At 71.7% G+C, this 20,210-nt stretch carries 14 protein-coding genes; 10 read left to right on the top strand and 4 right to left on the bottom strand.

Going from position 1 to position 20,210, the window contains the following annotated elements:
- Positions 1-1,347, bottom strand: coding sequence for a 3-phosphoshikimate 1-carboxyvinyltransferase (gene aroA / locus AB0230_RS02520; RefSeq protein WP_366373786.1), 1,347 nt, complete (start codon positions 1,345-1,347; stop codon positions 1-3).
- A 112-nt stretch (positions 1,348-1,459) separates the two neighbouring features.
- Here aroA and AB0230_RS02515 point away from each other — a divergent pair, with 112 nt between their 5' ends.
- The 5 genes from AB0230_RS02515 to AB0230_RS02495 are packed head-to-tail and all read left to right on the top strand — an operon-like array spanning position 1,460 to position 7,507.
- A complete protein-coding gene (locus tag AB0230_RS02515) occupies positions 1,460-2,065 on the top strand; it encodes a sigma-70 family RNA polymerase sigma factor (protein ID WP_298875749.1) in 606 nt (201 codons plus the stop codon).
- Positions 2,062-2,304, top strand: a complete 243-nt coding sequence (locus AB0230_RS02510) for a zf-HC2 domain-containing protein (RefSeq protein ID WP_315993292.1) — start codon at positions 2,062-2,064, stop codon at positions 2,302-2,304. The genes AB0230_RS02515 and AB0230_RS02510 overlap by 4 nt, the downstream gene beginning before the upstream one ends.
- 53 nt (positions 2,305-2,357) lie before the next feature.
- On the top strand, positions 2,358-3,662 hold the full coding sequence (locus tag AB0230_RS02505) for a GNAT family N-acetyltransferase (protein WP_366373784.1): 1,305 nt from the start codon (positions 2,358-2,360) through the stop codon (positions 3,660-3,662).
- Between the two features lie 36 nt (positions 3,663-3,698).
- Positions 3,699-6,209 (top strand): DUF2156 domain-containing protein, encoded by a 2,511-nt coding sequence (locus tag AB0230_RS02500; RefSeq protein ID WP_366373782.1) that lies wholly within the window; start codon positions 3,699-3,701, stop codon positions 6,207-6,209.
- Positions 6,206-7,507 carry an esterase gene (locus tag AB0230_RS02495; RefSeq protein WP_366373780.1) on the top strand — a complete coding sequence of 434 codons (1,302 nt, stop codon included), beginning with the start codon at positions 6,206-6,208 and terminating at the stop codon, positions 7,505-7,507. The genes AB0230_RS02500 and AB0230_RS02495 overlap by 4 nt, the downstream gene beginning before the upstream one ends.
- Positions 7,508-7,729: 222 nt before the next feature.
- Here AB0230_RS02495 and AB0230_RS02490 read toward each other — a convergent pair whose 3' ends face one another.
- Positions 7,730-11,419, bottom strand: a complete 3,690-nt coding sequence (locus tag AB0230_RS02490) for a multifunctional oxoglutarate decarboxylase/oxoglutarate dehydrogenase thiamine pyrophosphate-binding subunit/dihydrolipoyllysine-residue succinyltransferase subunit (RefSeq protein ID WP_366374510.1) — start codon at positions 11,417-11,419, stop codon at positions 7,730-7,732.
- A gap of 163 nt (positions 11,420-11,582) precedes the next feature.
- Between AB0230_RS02490 and AB0230_RS02485 the strand changes: the two genes are divergently transcribed.
- Entirely contained in the window at positions 11,583-13,043 is a 1,461-nt protein-coding gene (locus AB0230_RS02485) for a GuaB1 family IMP dehydrogenase-related protein (RefSeq protein ID WP_366373778.1), read from the top strand.
- Here AB0230_RS02485 and AB0230_RS02480 read toward each other — a convergent pair.
- Positions 13,033-14,067 (bottom strand): glycoside hydrolase family 76 protein, encoded by a 1,035-nt coding sequence (locus tag AB0230_RS02480; protein WP_366373776.1) that lies wholly within the window; start codon positions 14,065-14,067, stop codon positions 13,033-13,035. The two genes, AB0230_RS02485 and AB0230_RS02480, sit on opposite strands and share 11 nt — an antisense overlap.
- Positions 14,068-14,223: 156 nt before the next feature.
- Here AB0230_RS02480 and AB0230_RS02475 point away from each other — a divergent pair, with 156 nt between their 5' ends.
- Together AB0230_RS02475 and AB0230_RS02470 are read left to right on the top strand one after the other, a co-directional pair.
- Entirely contained in the window at positions 14,224-15,567 is a 1,344-nt protein-coding gene (locus tag AB0230_RS02475; RefSeq protein WP_315993286.1) for a hemolysin family protein, read from the top strand.
- The gene (locus AB0230_RS02470; RefSeq protein WP_315993285.1) at positions 15,564-16,619 is read left to right on the top strand and encodes a hemolysin family protein; all 1,056 of its coding nucleotides are present in this window, start codon (positions 15,564-15,566) and stop codon (positions 16,617-16,619) included. The genes AB0230_RS02475 and AB0230_RS02470 overlap by 4 nt, the downstream gene beginning before the upstream one ends.
- A gap of 212 nt (positions 16,620-16,831) precedes the next feature.
- On the opposite strand, the gene AB0230_RS02465 is transcribed toward AB0230_RS02470, so the two are convergent.
- Entirely contained in the window at positions 16,832-17,890 is a 1,059-nt protein-coding gene (locus AB0230_RS02465; RefSeq protein WP_366373774.1) for an NADH:flavin oxidoreductase/NADH oxidase, read from the bottom strand.
- A gap of 29 nt (positions 17,891-17,919) precedes the next feature.
- On the opposite strand from AB0230_RS02465, the gene AB0230_RS02460 reads away from it, so the two are divergent.
- Complete coding sequence (locus AB0230_RS02460) at positions 17,920-18,768, top strand: ADP/ATP-dependent (S)-NAD(P)H-hydrate dehydratase (protein WP_366373772.1); 849 nt, start codon at positions 17,920-17,922, stop codon at positions 18,766-18,768.
- 75 nt (positions 18,769-18,843) lie between these two features.
- Positions 18,844-20,151, top strand: a complete 1,308-nt coding sequence (locus AB0230_RS02455) for a glycosyltransferase family 87 protein (RefSeq protein ID WP_363392962.1) — start codon at positions 18,844-18,846, stop codon at positions 20,149-20,151.
- Positions 20,152-20,210: the final 59 nt, after the last annotated feature.

The following is a 20,210-nucleotide window of genomic DNA, read 5'->3' as shown; positions in this document are numbered from 1 at the left end:
TCAGTCCCCGGCATCCGCATCCGGGCCCAGCATCGCGCGCCAGAGACCCGCGAACTGGGGAAGCGTCTTGGCGGTGGTGCCGATGTCGTCGATCTGCACGCCCGGGACACGGAGCCCGATGAGGGCACCGGTGGTCGCGAGGCGGTGGTCGTGGTGGGCCTTCCACTCGCCGCCGTGCAGCGGCTGAGGCACGATGCGGATGCCGTCTTCGAGCTCGTGCGCCTCGCCGCCGAGCGAACGGAGGTTTCCCACGAGGGCGGCGATGCGGTCGGTCTCGTGCCCGCGGATGTGCCCGATGCCGTGCAGGGTGGTCGGGCCGTCGGCGAACGCCGCCAGTCCGAAGAGGGTGGGCGCGAGCTCACCGGCGGCGGACAGGTCGAGATCGACCCCCAGGATGCCGTCGTCGCCCGCCGCGACGGTGAGGGCACCGCCGCGGCGACTGACGCGGGCTCCCATCTCGGCGAGGATGTCAACGAGGAGGGCGCCGGGCTGCGTGCTGTGCAGCGGCCAGCCCGACATCGTGACCGATCCGCCGGTGACCATCGCCGCCGCGAGGAACGGCGAGGCGTTGGAGAGGTCGGGTTCGATGTGCACGTCTTTCGCGCGAACGGGCCCGGCCGGCACGATCCATTCGCCGGGGGCGGGACGCTCGACGTGCACGGCGCGGTGGGCGAGGGACTCGACGGTCATGTCGATGTGGGGGACGCTCGGCAGGCGCGAGCCCACGTGGCGCAGGTGCAGACCCACGTCGAAGCGCGCCGCCGCGAGAAGGAGTCCCGAGACGAACTGGCTCGACTGACTCGCGTCGATCTCGACCTCGCCGCCGCGCACGTGACCGTGACCGCGAACCGAGAACGGCAGCGCCCAGTGTCCGCCGTCGTCGATGTCGACCCCGACGTCGCGCAGCGCGTGGATCATCGCCCCCATGGGCCGGTGCAGGGCGCTCTCGTGCGCCGTGACGTGCACGTCGCCCCGGGCGAGACCGGCCAGCGGGGCGACGAAGCGCATGACGGTGCCGGCCTGGCCGCAGTCGATCTCGCTGTCGCCGCGGAAGGTCGCAGGCGGGGTGACGAGCAGGTCGGGGCCGAAGGGGGACCCCGTGTCGACCTCCTCGATGCCCACACCGAGAGCGCGCAGCGCATCGATCATGCGGGCGGAGTCGTCGGAGTGCAACGGGGCGTGCAGCGTGCCCGGGCCGTCCGCGATCGCAGCGAGCACGAGTTCGCGGTTGGTCAGCGACTTCGAGCCCGGCACGGTGACCGTGGCATCCACGGGGTGGTCGGCGACGGGCGCGTCCCACGAACCGCGGGGAGTGGCGGCGGAAGGGGAATACCCGAGGGGAGTCATCGGTTCCAACTCTACTGAAAGGGGACGACACGTGACCGCACTTCTGGAGCGCGACCGCACCGCGACGACCGTCCCGGTGGCCGTCGCGGCACGCGACGTAGACTGGCGCGCGATGAACGACACCGCAGACGCCGGCCCGCTCGAGGTGGAGCCCCGCGCACAGTTCGAGGAGCAGGCTCTGCCCTTCATGGATCAGCTGTACGCCGCGGCCATGCGCATGACGCGCAATCCCGCCGACGCAGCCGACCTCGTGCAGGAGACCTTCGTGAAGGCCTTCGGCTCGTGGGCCAGCTTCACGCAGGGCACCAACCTCAAGGCGTGGCTCTACCGCATCCTGACGAACACGTACATCAACACGTATCGCAAGAAGCAGCGCGAGCCCTACCAGAGCGCGATCGACGACCTGGAGGACTGGCAGCTCGGCGGGGCCGAGTCGACCACCGCCAGCAGCGCCCGCTCGGCCGAGGCCGAAGCGATCGACCACATGCCGGCATCCGTCGTCAAAGACGCCCTGCAGTCGATCCCCGAGGATTTCCGGATGGCGGTGTACCTCGCCGACGTCGAGGGTTTCGCCTACCAGGAGATCGCCGACATCATGAAAACCCCGATCGGCACGGTCATGAGCCGTCTGCACCGCGGACGACGCCTTCTGCGTGACCTGCTGTCGGACTACGCCAAGGAGCGCGGCATCCAGGCCGCGACGGGAGAGACGAAATGAGCGACTGCGGCTGCGACAAGGCGCGACGTGACCTCGAGGAGTACCTGCGCAACGAGGTCTGCAAGACCGAGGCGCAGGACATCCGCGAGCACCTGCAGAACTGCCCCGGATGCCAGGACGAGGCGCACATCGCCCGGACGCTGACCGAGGTGGTGGCGCGGGCCTGCAAGGAGACCGCTCCCGAGGAGCTCCGCGACCAGGTGCTCTCGCGACTGCGCGCGATCCAGTCGACCCACTGACCGCTTCTCGCACGCACGCGGCGCGTGTCGGAGGCGGTCCCTAGGCTGGGGTCATGGCATCCATCGACACGCTGACGCTGCCCCTCGACGAGACCTCCGCCGCCGAGGTGGCGGCCGTCGGTCTGGAATACGCCCGGGTCGACGCCGACGGCGGGGGTTTCCGCCCCTTCCAGCGCGCGGTGGCCCGAGGGTTCCTCGGCGGGGAGTCGACCGACGACGAGGCCGCGAACTCCCGCAAGACGCTCCGCACGCGCCGACTGACCGGGGTGTTCGACCGCTCGGGCAGTGAGCCCGAGGTCCCCGTCGGCACGATCGACTCGTGGGCGTCGACGTTGACCACCTCGCCCGGTCGCGCCGTCGATCTGTGGTCGATCAGTGCGGTGACCGTGGCACCCACGCATCGCCGGCGCGGGATCGCCCGCGCGATGATCGGCGGCGAGCTGCGGACGGCGGCCGCGGCCGGCTTCGCGCTCGCCGGGCTGACGGTCACCGAGGCGACCATCTACGGTCGGTGGGGATTCTCGCCCGCCGCGTGGGCCTCCGACGTCGTCGTCGACGCGCGGCGTGCCCGATGGACGGGGCCCACGGCGCCGGGGCGGCTCGACTTCATCCCGCGCGACGGCATCGCGGAGCGGCTGCACACGATCCACGAGCGCGTCCGCGTCCAACGGCCGGGTTCCGTCCCGGGGTGGGACGGGCGGTGGCGCGGGATGGCCGGGGTGGCGCCCGGCGACAAGGAAGCCGACAAGGTCCGGGCCGTCGTCTACCGCGACGTCGACGGCGCCGAGCGGGGCATCCTCGTCTACACCCTCGAAGAGACCGACGACTACTCCGCGCACGACCTGTCGGTACGGGCGCTCTTCGCCGACGGCGACGACGCCTACGCCGCGTTGTGGCGGTTCGCGATCGAGCACGATCTCGTCGGCAAGGTCAAGGCGTGGCTGCAGGCCCCCGCGCCGCCGGTGCAGTGGATGGTGTCCGATCGCCGCGCGGTGACGGCGACGCTCACCGACCACCACTGGTTGCGCGTGCTCTATGTGCCGGGTGCCCTGACGTCGCGGGTCTACGCGGCGCCGCTCGAGGTGGTCGCGCGGGTCGACGACCCGCTCGGCTTCGCCGACGGGGTCTGGGCCGTGCGCATCGATGAGGCGGGGGAGGCGGCCGTCGAGGCGGTGGCCGCGGGGTCATCGGTCGACGTCGACCTCTCGGTCGGCGCCCTCGGCTCCCTGCTGCTGGGCGGGGTCCGGGCCACCGAGCTGGCGTCCGCCGGGCTCGTCCGGGGTGAAGCCCGGACGCTCGCCGCGCTCGACGCCGCGTTCGCTCCCGCGGCGACCCCGCTGCTGGACATCTGGTACTGACGCTCGTTCATAGGATCCCGCCGTACGATTCCGCCGATGTCCGAAGCCCCTCCCTCCCCGCCCGTCACGCGCGCATCGGCGCGGCTCGACGCGCTGCGGGCGATCCTCCGCCGATACGCGCGCGAGAACCCCGTCGCCCTCATCGCGAGCGTGCTCATCGTGGCGTCGGCGGCGGCGACGGGCACCCTGTGGGGCGAGGATGCCTCCGCGTGGGGCGCGGGACCGCTCGCCACCGTCGCGAGCGGCCGCTGGTGGACCCTGCTGACCGCTCTCGCCATCCCCGATTCCACGGTGGATGCCGTGTCGTCGCTGCTGCTCGCCCTCACCGTGCTCGCGTACGCCGAGCGTCTGCTCGGTTCCCGGCGCACGGGGGTGCTGCTCGTGGTGCTGGGCGTCGCCGGACTGGCGGTCGGCATCGGTCTGCACGCGGCGGCCTGGACGTTGACCGACCTGCGCCCGGTGGTGGCCGCCGAGGTCCCGGTGCTCGATCCCACGACGCCCATCGCGGGCGTCGTGATGGCGGCGTCGGCGCTCGCGCCCACGCTGTGGCGCCGTCGTCTGCGGCTGGTGGGCTTCGCCCTGCTGGCCCTCTTCGCCCTCTACGCGGGCGATGCCGACTCCTGGTACCGCCTGACCGCCGCCGTCATCGGCCTGGGGGTGGGGTCGGTCCTCTCCCGCGGTCGCGAGCGCCGCTCGTGGCACCGCAGCTCCACGCGCGAGACGCGGACGCTGCTCGCGCTGTTGGTCGCCGTGGTCGGCAGCGGTCCGATCGTCGCGCTCGTCAGCGGTGGCGGTCGCGGGCCGCTGTCGCTCGTGGTCGACGCCTACACGCAATACGACGACGAGTTGCTCAGCCGGTGCGGCTCGGTGGCGCAGTCGGTGTGCGACGAACAGGTCGCGCTGCTCATGACCCGTGGCGCGGGGCCCGCGCTGTTGGCGATCACGCCGCTCGTTCTGCTGCTGGTCGCCGCGTGGGGCCTGCGTCAGGGACGCCGCTCCGCGTGGATCGTCGCATTGTTCGTGCTGACCGCATCGGCGGTCCTCCCGGTCGTCTCGCTGCTCGACGGTCGACTGCGCATCGACCCCTGGGTCGACGGCAGCGGGGCGGAGTACGTGCTGTGGGCCGTGGCATCCATCCTCATCCCGCTCGCCCTCGCCGCAGCCCTCGTGGTGGCCAGGGCGCGCTTCACCCTGCGGGCCACGCACACCGCGGCGCGAACGGTCGCCGCCGTGATCGGACTCGCGTTCCTCGCGTGCGCGGCGACGCTCTTCATCGTCGAGGCCGTCGGACGTCGCAGCTTCGACCGCGAGTTGACGGTGCTCGACCTTCTCGGTCTGACGTTGCGCCGATTCTTCCCTCCCGCGTTCACCAACCCCGGCGGGGGGACGGCGTTCCCGCACCACGGTCCGGCGTTGTTCGCCTATCAATGGATCGGCGTGCTGTTCTGGGCGATCGTGGTGGCGGCCATCCTGTGGCTGTACCGCCGCGTGCGACGACCCGACGCCGGCGGCGAGGCCCACTATCGCGACCTGCTGCGCCGCGGCAGCGACACCCTCGGGTTCCTCGGCACCTGGGAGGGCAACCGTCACTGGTACTCGGATGACGGCGAGTGCGCCGTGGCGTACCGCCTGGCGGGCGACGTGGCCCTGGCCGTCGCGGATCCGCTGGCTCCAGTGGGGCGGAGGCCCGAGGCGTTGAGCGGATTCTCCGACTACTGCGTGGAGCACGGGTGGACACCCGCGTTCTACAGCGTGCACTCCGAGACGCTCGACGACCTGGTCGAGCTGGGCTGGCGACACGTGCCCGTGGGCGTCGAGACCGTGATGGACCTGCCCGGGCTCAGCTTCGCCGGCAAGACGTGGCAGAAGGTGCGCCAACCGCTCACCCGCGCCGAGCGCGAGGGCTACACCGCCGTGTGGTCGCGGTGGCACGAGCTCTCCGTCGCGCAGGCGTCGCAGGTCGTGGCGATCGACGAGGAGTGGGTCGCCGACCGCGCTCTTCCCGAGATGGGGTTCACCCTCGGTTCCCTCGACGAGTTGCGCGACCGCGACGTGCGTCTGCTGCTGGCCGTCGGCCCCGACGAGCGCATCGAGGCGGTCACCAGTTGGATGCCGAGCTGGACCGACGGCGAGATCACCGGGTGGACGCTCGACTTCATGCGTCGGCGCACGGACGGTCCCAACGGGATGATGGAGTTCCTCATCGCCAAGGCGGCGCTGGAGCTGCAGGCGGAGGGCGCGGTGGTGCTCAGCCTGTCGGGCGCACCGCTGGCTGATGATCCCGACGAGCCCGTCGACGGCGACCCCGCTCCGCTGCGGTCGCTGCTGCGCTGGCTCGCGGAAGTGCTCGAGCCGGCGTACGGGTTCGCCTCCCTGTTCCGCTTCAAGGGCAAGTTCCGCCCGCGCTACCGCCCGCTGGCTCTGGCCTACCGCGATCCGCTGCAGCTTCCCGCGATCGGGGCGGCCGTCGGCCGCGCGTACCTGCCCGACGCCTCTCGCCGTGAGATGGTCGCCTTGGCGAGGACCGCGTGGGAGGGGCGCCGATGAACAGATTCATCCTGTCGTTCGAGTTGATCGACTCGCCGTTGCTTCCGATCGCGGCGGTGATCGCGGGTCTCGGCGTCGTGGCCGTGCTGCTGTGGCGGCGGCGACGTCTCGTGCTGACCGGCGTCGTGGCCGTCGCCGCGGCGATCGTGATGTTCGTCGTGGCGAAGATCCTCGAGGCGATGGACACCTTCCAAGGACCGCTGCCGTCGGGCGCGATCTGGTGGGCGACCGGAGCGGCGGCGGCGGTCGCCGTCGGCGTCGTCGGCCTCGTCCGCCGACCCTGGCCGCGGCGGCTCATCGGCGCGATCACGGTCATCGCCGCGCTGCTGGCGGGGGCCCTCGGCGTCAACGCGTCGTACGGCGTCACGCACAATCTCGCCGCGATCCTGGGCGTGCAGGCACTCGACCCGGCGTCCCTGCCGCAGCGCGGCGACACCGCCGGCGATCCGTCGACGCTCTACCAGACGTGGGAGCCGCCGGCCGGGATGCCGACGAAGGGATCCGTGAGCGCGCTGACCGGCAGCAGCAAGATCCCGACCGGACAGTACGCGGCGCGGGACGCCTCGCTCTATCTGCCGCCCGCCGCGCAGGTCGCGAACCCACCCGCGCTGCCGCTGTTGGTCTTCATGATGGGGCAACCCGGCTCGCCCGATCCGACCGCCCTGGCGAAGGCGCTCGACGCCTTCGCCGCGGCGAACAAGGGCCTCGCGCCCATCGCGATCGTCGTCGATCAGCTCACCGCGCCCGACGACGATCCCGCCTGCGTGGACTCGGCGAAGTTCGGCGCCGTGTCGACGTACATCAACGAGCTCGTGCCGAAATGGGCCGAACAGAATCTCAACATCATCACGGATCATCGGTACTGGACGATCGGCGGCTTCTCCAACGGCGGTTCGTGCGCGGCGCTCTACGGCACCAAGTACCCCGACACCTGGGGGCAGCTGCTGGACGTCATGGGTAACGAGTTCCCCGGGTCGGAGCACGTGGCGCAGACCGTCGCGGACGTCTACGGCGGCGATGCCGCCGCCTTCCAGGCGAACAAGCCCTCGGTCATCATGGCCGCGGCGCCGGCCGGCACGTACTCCGGTCACCTGGCCGTGTTCACCTGGGGCAGTGCGGATACGACCTACGGCCCCGGACAGCAGAACAATGCCGACGCGGCCACCGCCGCAGGCTTCACGGTGCTGACGCACATCGTCGAGGGCGCGGGCCACACCGGCGAAGCGCTCGATGGGAGCCTGGCGTACGCCATCCCGGCCATGGCGCCGACCCTCGGGCTCGCGGCGCCGGCATCCTGACAGGCGGGGCGACGGGAGCGGTTCCGTGCCCGCCCGCGATGGGCGGTGCCGGCATCCTGGCGTCCGTCCGGCAGCTCCCGTTTCCACGATCGGCGTTGCGGCGATGGTCCTCAGGGTCGACGTCGCCGCACGCGCGCCGTACGAGATCGTTCCTGCGCTCCGGGGAGGACGAGGAAGGGGCCCGGCCGACTTCCGTCGTCCGGGCCCCTTCTCGGCGGGAGGTCAGCGCGAGAGCGCGTCCTTCATGATCGCGGCGTGCTCGCTGGCGTGCACCTTGGGCGAGCCGGTCGCCGTCGATGCCGCCGAGGCGCGCGAGATGCGACGAACGGGGCGGTCGAGCTGGTCGGCCACCTCGAGCGCGATGAACGGCCACGCGCCCTGGTTCTCGGGCTCGTCCTGGACCCAGACCAGCTCGGCGTTCGGGTACTGCGCGACCACGCGCGTCAGCTCCTCGATCGGTGCCGGGTAGTACTGCTCGAGACGCACCAGGGCGATCTCCGGGTTCGGGTTCTTGTCGAGTTCCGCGCGCAGGTCCCAGTGGATCTTGCCGGCGTGCAGGAGCACACGCTTCACGGCGCCGCGGTCGATGCCGCGGTCGTCGTCGAGCACGGGCTCGAACCGGCCCTCGAGGAAGTCCTCGACCGGGCTGGTCGCCCCGCGCAGACGCAGCATCGCCTTGGGCGTGAACACCACGAGCGGGCGACGCGGACGCTGGTAGGCCTGGCGGCGCAGCAGGTGGAAGTACGACGCCGGGGTGGAGGGACGCGCGACGATCATGTTGTCCTGCGCGCACATCTGCAGGTACCGCTCGATGCGGGCCGAGGAGTGGTCGGGGCCCTGTCCCTCGTAGCCGTGGGGGAGCAGCAGCACGACGCTCGACTGCTGCGCCCACTTCTGGTCGGCCGACGAGATGAACTCGTCGATGACCGACTGCGCGCCGTTGGCGAAGTCGCCGAACTGCGCTTCCCACAGCACCAGTGCGTCGGAGCGCTCGACCGAGTAGCCGTACTCGAACGCCATGGCGGCGTACTCGCTCAGAAGCGAGTCGTAGACCCAGAAGCGCCCCTGGTTCTCGCTGAGGTTGGCGAGCGGCAGCCATTCCTGGCCGTTGTCGCGATCGTGCAGCACCGAGTGACGCTGCACGAACGTGCCGCGGCGCGAGTCCTGACCGGCGAGACGCACCGGGGTGCCCTCCATCAGCACGGAGCCGAAGGCGAGCAGCTCGCCGAAGGCCCAGTCGATGTTGCCGTTGCGGCTCATGTCGAGGCGCTTGTCGAGCAGCTGCTGGAGCTTCGTGTGCACGGTGAAGCCGTCGGGCTTGTTCACGAAGGCGTCGCCGATGTGCTGCACGACCTCACGCGAGACGCCGGTGGTCTCGGGCGCGCCGACGGCGGGCTCGTCGGCCGCGTCGGTGGTGACGACCGGGTTGGTCCCGGTCTCGGCCTCGTGCGTGTCCGCGAAAGCGACCTCGAGACGGCTCTGGAAGTCCTGCTTCGCCTGCTCGTACTCGTCTTCGGTGATGTCACCGCGGCCGACGAGCGACTCGGTGTACAGACGGCGCACCGAGCGCTTGGCCTCGATGAGGTTCGTCATCAGCGGCTGCGTCATCGAGGGGTCGTCGCCCTCGTTGTGACCGCGTCGGCGGTAGCAGACGAGGTCGATGACGATGTCGCGGTGGAACTCCTCGCGGTACAGGAACGCCAGTTCCGCGGCGCGCACGACGGCCTCGGGGTCGTCGCCGTTGACGTGCAGGATCGGGGCCTGGATGGTCTTGGCGACGTCGGTGGCGTACACGGAGGTGCGCGCATCGGTGGGCGTGGTGGTGAAGCCGACCTGGTTGTTGACCACGACGTGGATCGTGCCGCCCGTGCGGTAGCCGCGCAGCTGCGACATCTGCAGCGTCTCGACCACGACGCCCTGACCCGCGAACGCGGCGTCGCCGTGCACGAGGATGGGCAGCCACGAGAAGGTGCCGATGGGCTTGCGGTCCTGCTTGGCGCGCACGATGCCCTCGAGCACGCCGTCGACGGTCTCGAGGTGGGAGGGGTTGGCCGCCAGGTACACGGGGAGCTCGTCGCCGGCGTCGCCGACGAAGGTGCCCTCGGTGCCGAGGTGGTACTTCACGTCGCCCGAGCCGCGCTTGCTGCCCACGGCCACGGCGCCCTCGAACTCGCGGAACACATGACCGTAGGTCTTGCCCGCGATGTTGGTGAGAACGTTGAGGCGACCGCGGTGCGCCATGCCGATGGCGGCGCCGTCGAGACCGGCCGAGGCGGCGCCCTGCAGGATCTGATCGAGCAGGGGGATGAGCGACTCGCCGCCCTCGAGGCTGAAGCGCTTCTGGCCGACGTACTTCGTCTGCAGGAAGGTCTCGAAGGCCTCGGCCTGGTTGAGCTTGGAGAGGATGCGCAGCTGCTCGTCGTGCCCGGGCTTGGTGTACTTGACCTCGATGTTGCGCTGGAACCACTGGCGCTGCGCCGGGTCCTGGATGTGCATGTACTCCACGCCCATGGTGCGGCAGTAGGAGTCGCGCAGCACGCCGAGGATGTCGCGCAGCTTCGCGACCCGCTTGTTGCCGAGGCCGCCGGTGACGAACTCGCGGTCGAGGTCCCAGAAGGTCAGCCCGTGCGACTCGATCTCGAGGTCGGGGTGGGTGCGCTGGACGTACTCGAGCGGGTCGATGTCGGCCATGAGGTGGCCGCGCACGCGGTAGGAGTTGATGAGCTCCTGCACGCGGGCGCTCTTGTCGATGCGCTCGGAGATGTCGACGCTGATGTCGGCGGCCCAGTGGATGGGCGCGTACGGGATGCGCAGGGCGGCGAAGATGTCGTCGTAGAAGCCGCGCTGGCCGATCAGCAGCTCGTGCACCTTCTTGAGGAACTCGCCCGAGCCCGCACCCTGGATGACACGGTGGTCGTAGGTGCTGGTGAGGGTGATCGTCTTGCCGATCGCCAGCTCGTTGAGCGTCTTCTCGCTCGCGCCCTGGAACTCCGCGGGGTAGTCGAGGGCGCCGGCGCCGATGATCGCGCCCTGTCCGCGCATGAGGCGCGGGACCGAGTGGACCGTGCCGATACCGCCGGGGTTGGTCAGCGAGACCGTGGTGCCCTGGAAGTCGGCCGGGGTCAGCTTGTTGCCGCGGGCGCGGCGCACGAGGTCTTCGTAGGACGCGAGGAACTCCCCGAACGTCAGGGTGTCGGCGCGCTTGATGCTCGGCACCAGGAGCGCGCGGGATCCGTCGGGCTTGGGCATGTCGATGGCGATGCCCAGGTTGACGTGCGCGGGTGCCACGACGGACGGCTTGCCGTCGATCTCGGCGTAGTAGACGTTCTGGCTCGGGAACTCCTTGAGCGCCTGGATGAGCGCCCAGCCGATGAGGTGCGTGAAGCTGACCTTGCCGCCGCGCGTGCGCGACATGTGGTTGTTGATGACGATGCGGTTGTCGATCATCAGCTTCGCGGGGATGGTGCGCACGCTCGTCGCGGTGGGGACCGTGAGCGAGTCGTCCATGTTGGATGCCAGCGCCTTCGGCATCCCCTTCAGCACCGTCACGCGGTCTTCCTCGGTGCTCTCGGAGCCCGCCGAGGGAACGGCGTTCGGGGCCTGCGCCGGGATCGGCTGCGGCTTGGCCGGCTTGGCCGTGGTGCGGGCGACGGGCGCCTGCCCCACCACGGGAATCGGCGCCGTCACCGGCTTGGGCTCGGACGCCGGCGCCGAAGTCGGCGCGGCGGGCGGGGGAGCGGCGGCCGAGGATCCGTCGACGACCGGGTGGTACGCCTCCAGGATCGGCCACCAGGCCTTGTCTACGGAGTGCTTGTCGACTTTGAACTGTTCGTAGAGTTCGTCTACGAGCCACTCGTTCGCGCCGAACTCGCCCTCGCTCGAAGTACCGACGCCCGTCACCTGGCTCGACACAGTCGATCGCCTGCTTTCCTCGATGAAGATTCCTGTGGATGCGCCGACGTCGCCGTCGAAGACGCCGAGCGTCCAACGCATCTGCCAGCCTAGCCGAGGTTGGGAGAACGACCTCGGCCTGGATGAGGCCTTTACTTTCGGATCGTGTGATGGAGTGGATGCCATGGAGTTCTCCGGCGCGCAGCCCGATGTCGACCTGACGTACTCGGACGTCTTCCTCGTCCCCCGCCATTCGGAGGTGCGCAGTCGCCTCGACGTCGACCTGGCCCCGGGTGACGGCAGCGGCGCGACGATCCCCCTCGTGTCGGCCAACATGAACTCCGTGACGGGAACGCGCCTCGCCGCGACCCTGGCGCGTCGCGGCGGTCTGGGCGTGCTCCCGCAGGACCTCGCGCTGCCGCAGCTGGTCGAGGCGGTCGAGTGGGTCAAGGCGCAGCCCGTCGCCTGGGACGCGCCCCTCGTGCTGCCTCCGACCGCGACCGTCGCCGATGCGCGTCTCGTGCTGCCCCCGGTGCCCGGCCGGGGCATCGTCGTCGCCGACGCGCGCGAGGACGGTGTCGTCGACGTCGCCGCCTTCCGCGGGATCGTCCCGGCCCCGCGTCTGGCGACCGCGCTCCCGGATGCCACGCTCGGCGACATCGCCCGCAGCGACGCACCGGTGGTCGAGGTCGAGCGCATCGGCGACCCGCGCGAGGTCTTCGCGCTGATCGAGCACGCCGGCGTCGACATCGTCCCCGTCGTGGACGGCGATCGGGTCGTCGGCACGCTGTCGGGTCGCAGCGCCCTCCGCGACTCGGTCTACCGTCCCGCGGTGGACGCGGACGGTCGCCTGATCGTCGCGGCCGCCGTCGGCGTCAACGGCGACGTCGCGTCGAAGGCCCGGGCGCTGGCCGCCGCGGGCGTCGACGTGCTCGTGGTCGACACCGCGCACGGCCACCAGGCGCAGATGCTCCGCGCGTTGCGCGAGGTCGCGGCGCTGGAGCTCGGCATCCCGATCGCCGCGGGCAACGTCGTGACCGCCGAGGGCGTGCGCGACCTGACCGACGCCGGGGCCACCATCCTCAAGGTCGGCGTCGGCCCCGGGGCGATGTGCACGACCCGCATGATGACCGCGGTCGGCCGCCCGCAGTTCTCCGCCGTGCTCGAGACCGCGGAGGCGGCCCGCAGCGCGGGCGCGCACGTGTGGGCCGACGGCGGCGTGCGCTACCCCCGTGACGTGGCCCTCGCGCTGGCCGCGGGTGCGGCGTCGGTCATGATCGGGTCGTGGTTCGCCGGCACGATCGAAGCCCCGGGACTTCTCCGCACCGACGACGCGGGCCTGCTCTACAAGGAGTCGTGGGGCATGGCCTCCACCAAGGCGGTGCAGGGGCGCTTCGGTCGTCTCGACCCGTTCGAACGGGCGCGCAAGGAGCTGTTCGCCGAGGGCATCTCGTCGTCGCGCATCTACCTCGACCCGCAGCGGCCGGGCCTGGAGGACCTCCTCGACATGATCACCTCCGGCGTGCGCTCCTCCTTCACCTACGCGGGAGCGGCCACGGTCGCCCAGTTCCACGAGCGCGCCCGGGTGGGCCTGCAGTCGGCCGCCGGCTACGAGGAGGGCAAGGCGCTCCCGGTCAGCTGGTGAGCGCCCGCTCGAGGGCGACCTCGGCCTCGAGCGTGATCCAGGCGCCGACCTGGACCGACAGATCGAGATCGTCGCCGCCCGCGCGCGCGGGCCGTCGGGGGTCGGCGGGGAACGACCCGCCCCGACGGCCGTCCCACAACGCCGCCGCGTTGCGGTGCACGAGCCGGCGGGCGACGTCCGCGACCGGCCGGTGGGCCTCGCTCGAGGCGTCGTCGGCGAACCAGAGCGCGGCCTCGGCGAGATAACGGGCCAGGATGCCGGCGAACAGGCCGCCGTCGCCACCCCCGGCCGCGGGGAAGAGGTCGTCATCGGGAGCGCACCACCGGGCGACGGCACGCACGAGGGAGGCCGCCCGGGCCTCGTGCGCCTCCCGGGCGTCGGCGTCGGGCGCCGCCTCGGCGAGGGCGAGGGCGCTTCCGATCGCGACGCCCTGGTTGTACGTCCACAGGTCGGGGCGGACGACGCCGTGCTCGATCCCGTCGCGCACGAGCCCCGTCGCGGGGTCGTGGAGGGTCGCCGCGACCCACGCGTCGAGATCGACGGCCGACCCGCGATGCGCGGACGACGCCAGCGCGATCGCCGCGGGACCGTTCGCGGGGGCGTTGTACAGCGCGCTGTCGACGGCCCAGGGCAGGGCGCCCACCGCCGGGTCGATCGCCTCGTCGAGCCGCCGGGTGAGGCGGTCGAGGCGCCGATCGTGCGCGTCGTAGCGCTGCAGGGCGAGCGTCATCCACGCCACATCGTCGTAGAACGGCGTCGTCCAGCGACCGAGCGTGCGCACGGTGACGCCGCGGTGGAGCGCCCGCAGCAGGCGCGCCCGGCGCGGATCGGGGCGGTGCTCCTGCGCGTCGCGGAAGACGTGGAGCAGATGCGCGTGCCACCAGTAGTGCCAGGTGCGCGCGCCGTCCACGCCCGGCGTTGCGGCGTGCGCCCACGCCAGCGGGCCGTAGCGGTGGACGTAGCGGCGGACGACGGCGGACTCGGCCGCCATGGCGCGCGACTGCGCCGGGGAGGTGGCATCCATGTCTCCCATCCTCCCCAGGTCGGCCGTCTCGCGCAGACGGGTACCGTCGGTCTCCCGCTGCCATAGAATCGACGGCACGATGGACGACCCTCCCAGTTGTAGACCCAGGCCCCGACGACCCTCTCCCGCCGAACGCCCGCGCGGGGGTGATGCCTGATGGATTACGTCATGCTGGCCGTGGGGCTCCTGCTCACCGTGGGGACCGGACTCTTCGTCGCGAGCGAGTTCGCCCTCGTCAATCTCGACCGCGCCGACCTCGAGGCCCGTCGCGCGGCCGGGGAGACGCGCCTGTCGCTCACGATCGATGCGTTGCGCATCACCTCGACCCACCTCTCGAGCGCCCAGCTGGGGATCACCCTGACGACGCTGCTCACCGGTTACACGATGGAACCGGCCATCTCCAACCTGCTCCGACCGGCCTTCCAGACGTGGGGTCTGCCCGAGGCGCTCGTCGTCGGGCTCGCCGCGGTCATCGGCGTCGGCTTCGCGACCGTGCTGTCGATGATCCTGGGCGAGCTCGTCCCCAAGAACTTCGCCCTCGCGATCCCGCGGCAGACGGCGAAGCTCGTGATCCCGTTCCAGGTCGCCTTCACCGCGGTGTTCAAGCCCGCGATCCTCGTGCTCAACGGCAGCGCGAACGGCGTGCTGCGCGCGATGGGCGTCGAGCCCAAGGAGGAGCTGTCGGGAGCCCGTTCGGCCGAGGAACTGTCGAGCCTCGTGAAGCGTTCCGCCAGCGCGGGCATGCTCGAGAAGGACACCGCCTCGCTGCTCGACCGCAGCCTCACCTTCGCGCGCCTGAGCGCCGCCGACGTCATGACGCCGCGGCCGAGCGTGCACGCGCTCGCCGCGGGAGACCCCGCCGACGACGTCGTGCAGCTCGCCCGACGCACGGGACACAGCCGATTCCCGGTCTACGGGGAGTCGATGGACGACATCGTCGGGGTCGTGCACCTCAAAGCCGCAATCGGCGTGCCGCGCGACCGCCGCGCCGACGTGCCGGTGGCCGCCCTCGCCACCGAGCCGCTGCGCGTGCCCGAGACCGTGCACCTGGATACGCTCGTGTCCGAGCTGCGCTCGCGCGGCTACCAGATGGCGATCGTCGTCGACGAGTACGGCGGGACGGCGGGGGTCGTGACCCTCGAGGACCTCGTGGAGGAGATCGTCGGCGAGGTGCTCGACGAGCACGACCGCTCCCGCGCCGGCGTCGTGCGATCGGCCGCGTCGGTCACCTTCCCCGGCGACCTGCGGCCCGACGAGGTGCTCGACCGCGCGGGCGTCCGCGTCCCCGAGGGCGAGGTCTACGACACCGTGGGCGGATTCATCATGGCGGCCCTCGAGCGCATCCCCGCGGTCGGCGACACGGTCGACCTCGACGACGGCGTGCTCGCCGTGCAGCGAATGGACGGTCGCCGGGTCGACAGGGTGCAGTTCACGCCGACGCCGGAGGAGCACGACATCGACGATCTCGTCCGAGCGGCGAAGGGCGGTGATCAGCGATGAACGACTGGGCCGGAATCGCCTGGCTGGTCGTGCTCCTCGCGGCCAACGCCTTCTTCGTCGGCGCGGAGTTCGCCGTCATCTCCGCGCGCCGCTCGCAGATCGAGCCGCACGCCGACCGCGGGTCGCGCGCGGCCAAGACCGCGCTGTACGCCATGGAGCACGCCACCATGATGCTGGCGACGTGCCAGCTCGGCATCACGATCTGCTCGCTGTTGATCCTGAACGTGTCGGAGCCCGCGATCCACCACCTGCTGGCGGGTCCGCTGGGGCTCACCGGACTTCCCGAGGCCGCGGTCGACGTGGCCGGGTTCGTGGTCGCGCTGCTGCTGGTGTCGTACCTGCACGTGGTGTTCGGCGAGATGGTCCCGAAGAACCTGGCGTTCTCGCTGCCCGACCGCGCGGTGCTCATGCTCGCCCCGCCGCTGGTGGCGGTGTCGAAGGCGTTCCACCCGATCATCGTGGCCTTGAACTGGACGGCCAATCACGTGCTGCGTCTGTTCCGCGTGGAGCCGAAGGACGAGGCCGCCTCGACCTACACGCTGGATGAGGTCGCCACGATCGTGACGCAGTCGCGTCGCGAGGGGGTGCTCGACGACGCCGCCGGAACGGTGACCGCGGTGGTCGAGTTCACCGAGAAGAAGGCAGCCGACATCGCGGTGCCGATGGCCGATCTGGTGACCCTTCCCGAGACGACGACCCCCGCCGAGATCGAACGGGCCGTCGCGCAGCACGGGTACTCCCGGTATGTGATCGTCGACGCGTCCGGCATCCCCACCGGTTACGTGCATCTGAAGGACGTACTGCGCGCGGCGGAGGGGTCGGATGCCGACATGGCACGGCCGATCCCGAACAAGCGCGTGCACCACATGGTGTCGGTGCTGGAGACCACCGACCTCGAGGACGCCCTGGCGCTCATGCGCCGCTCGGGGCGCCACCTCGCCCAGGTGCGCGACGAGGCCGGAGACGTGCGGGCGGTCCTCTTCCTCGAGGACGTCATCGAGGAGCTCGTGGGCGAGGTGCAGGACGCCACCGAGCGTCGCCGCTTCGTCTGACCCCATCGGAACACCGGATGCCACGGGCCGCGGCCGCGTGGCATCCGGTGTCTTCGCGTGAGGGCGGGCGGAGTCGACGGCGCACGAACCGCCCGAGATCACGCGCTGCGGCGCAACCGTCGCAACGAGTGGGCGGCGCGGCGCGAGATCCCGCGAGCACCCGTCGCGGCGTGTGATCCGGGCGAGAACCGTGACCTGGACCGGGATGCGGCTCAGTACGCGCGCAGGTACTGCGCGGGGGCGGGGGAGTCCGCGCCCAGGGCGGCGGCCGCGCGCAGGGCGTAGTGCGGGTCGCGCAGCCACTCACGGCCCGACATCACGGCGTCGGCGCGTCCGTCGGCGACGACGTTCTCGGCGAGGGCCGGATCGTCGATCATGCCGACCGCGCTGACCAGCAGGCCCGTTTCGCGGCGCACGGTCGCGGCGTACTCGACCTGATAACCGGGCCCGGGCACGATGTGCTGGTGGGGGACGAGCCCACCGCTCGAGACGTCGATGAGATCGGCGCCGGCCGCGGCGACGAGTCGGGACGCGGCCACCGTGTCGTCGACGCTCCAGCCGCCCTCGGCGGCGTCGGTGGCGGAGAAGCGCACGAACACCGCGGCCTCGGGCGCGGCGCGGCGGACGGCCTCGGTCACGCGGACGAGCAGGCGTGCGCGGTTCTCGAACGAGCCGCCGTAGGCGTCGTCGCGGTGGTTGGTGAGGGGCGAGAGGAACTGGTGCAGCAGGTAGCCGTGGGCCGCGTGCAGCTCGAGCACCTGGAATCCCGCGCGGACGGCCCGGCGGGCGGCATCCGCGAAGTCGGTCACCACCTTCTCGACCCCCTCCGCATCGAGCGCCGCGGGCTCGTCGAAATCGGCGTAGGCCAGGGCGGAGGGGGCGACGGTGCGCCATCCGCCGTCGGCGACCGAGACCGAGCCGCGCGCGCCGGAGAGCGGCGCCGACGTCGACGCCTTGCGACCGGCATGGCCGAGCTGCACGCCCGCGACGGCTCCGCGGGCGCGGAGGGCCGTGACGATGGGCCGCCACGCCTCGGCCTGAGCGTCGGTCCACAGGCCGGCGTCCTGGGGGGAGATTCGCCCCTCGGGGGAGACCGCGGTCGCCTCCGCGATCACCAGCCCCGCCCCGCCCGCGGCGAACTGCGCGAGGTGAACGTGATGCCAGTCGTTCGGGACGCCCTCCACCGCGCTGTACTGGCACATCGGCGAGACCCACAGGCGATTGCGCATCTCGATACCGCGAATGGCCAGGGGAGTGAAGAGGGCGCTCATGGAAGACCTTTGCGTTCTAGGGTGACGCCATGACGGCGAAGGATTGGGACGGACACGATGCCGCCCACGTACTGCGGAGGCCAACGGCGGACGACGACAAGTATTCCCGCGGAGTCATCGGCGTGCGCACGGGGTCGACCCGCTATCCCGGAGCGGCGGTGCTGGGGGTCGAGGCGGCCTGGCGCACGGGCACCGGGATGGTGCGCTACCTCGGACCGCAGCGCGCGCAGGACCTCGTCCTGCAGCGTCGCCCCGAGACCGTGACCGCCGATGGTCGCGTGCAGGCGTGGCTGATGGGGTCGGGGACGGATGCCGCGGAGCGCGACGCCGCCGAGACCGCGGCGTTGCGCGGCATCCTCCGCGGCGAGGTGCCGGTGGTGGTCGACGCGGGCGCCCTCGACCTGGTGCCGGACGCCACCGCTCCGGTGATCGTGACTCCCCATTCCCGCGAACTCGACCGGCTGCGGGAGGCGCTGGGGCTGCCGCAGGCCGCGACCGACGACCGCGAGCGCGTCGCTCGCGAGACGGCCGACGCCTTCGGCGGGGTGGTGCTGTCGAAGGGCGCCGTCACCGTGGTCGCGGCGGCGGGAGGCTGGACCCGTCGGGTGTCGGCCGGGACGCCGTGGCTCGCGACCGCGGGCACCGGCGATGTGCTGGGGGGAGTGCTGGGCGCCATCACCGCGTCCGCGGTGGCGGCCGGGCGCACCGGCATCGACGACCTCGCGGCGTGCGCGGCGACCGCCGCCTGGGTGCACGGGCGGGCCGGGGCGCTGGCCTCCCTCTCGATCGGCGGCGAGGGCGGTCCGATCACGGCGCTCGACGTCGCCGAGGCCGTGCCGCGGGTCATCTCTGAGCTGCTGCGGGACTCGATCGCATAACGGTTGACCCCCTCCCGCTGCGCGGGCGCAGGAGCGGGGCAGGGGCCGGTGGGGACGCCCGCTTAGGATCGGGGGGTGCTGAGGCGTGTCGTTCCCCTGTTGATCGCGTTCGTCGCCGTGCACGTCGTGGTGGGGGTGCTGGGCTACCAGCAGCCCAACGAACCCATGGGCGACGTGTACCTGGTGTACGAGCCGTGGTCGCGCTGCGCGCTGTTCGGGGGGATCGACGTGACCTCCTGCACCCGCAGCGACACCTGGCAGTGGCCCGGGATCACCGAGAAGTGGATCTACCCGCAGCTCGCCTTCCTCCCGATGACGTTCGCCTGGCTCTTCGCCTGGGCGGTCGGCTACACCCCGGCCTGGGCGATCACCGTCGCCCTCTTCAACCTCATCGCCTTCGTCGTCCTCGTCGGTTCGGGTCGCTCCCGCGGTCGCGTGCTGGCCGCGTGGTTCTGGCTGGCGGCGATCCTGCTCATCGGCCCCGTCGGCATCTACCGCATCGACGGCATCACCGTGCCCTTCGCCATCCTCGGGGGGATCTGGATGCTGCGGCGCCCGTTCCTGGCCTCCGTCCTGCTGTCGGTCTCGGTGTGGATGAAGGTGTGGCCGGCGGCCATCCTCGCTGCGGGTCTCGTCGTGGTGCGCCGCCGCCTGGCCCTCGTCTGGGGCGCGGTGGCGGTGTCGCTGGCGACCATCGTCCCGGTGGTCGCGCTCGGCGGAGCCCCCTTCGTCTTCGGCTTCGTGGGAGACCAGACCTCGCGCGGCATCCAGATGGAGGCGCCCGTCGGCGGGCTCTACATGTTCCTCTCGGCGTTCTACGTCCCGGGTAGCGAGGTCTACTACGACGGCGACGTGCTGACCTTCCAGGTGACCGGCCCGGGCGCCGACGCGGTCATCGCCGCCATGACCCCGGTCATGCTGCTGACCATGGTGGGCGTGGCCGCCGTGGGCGTCTGGAAGCTGCGTCACGGCGCCACGTTCCTCACGCTCTTCCCGCCGCTGTCGCTGGCGTTGGTGACGGCCTTCATCGCGCTGAACAAGGTCGGCTCGCCCCAGTACTACGTGTGGCTGTTCGCCCCGGTCGTGCTCGGTCTCATGATCGACCGCCGACGGTGGTTCGGCTTCGCGGGCCTGACCCTGGTCATCGCCGGCCTGACCCAGTGGATGTACCCGCTGCTCTACGACGGGCTGATGGCGACGCACCCGAACCCCTTCCCGGTCGTGGTCCTCGAGGTGCGCAACCTCCTCGCCCTGGTGCTGCTGGTGTGGGCCATCGTGCGCGTCGCGCGCGTCCCCGTCGGTCGCGTCCGGCCGCCCGCCGGCCTGCGGGAGATCGTGACGGGTCGCCGCCCCGTTCCGCCCCGGGTGCCCACGGGACGCTGAGGCACGGGAGACGGCGGAGCGGCCGGCCGGAGCACGCCGGTTCCGCTCGGTCGGGGTGC

The organism is Microbacterium sp. NPDC089190, from assembly GCF_040701795.1.
Lineage (GTDB): Bacteria > Actinomycetota > Actinomycetes > Actinomycetales > Microbacteriaceae > Microbacterium > Microbacterium galbum.
Note: the sequence above shows the minus strand (reverse complement) of the source record. Positions and strands in the feature narration are given on the sequence as shown.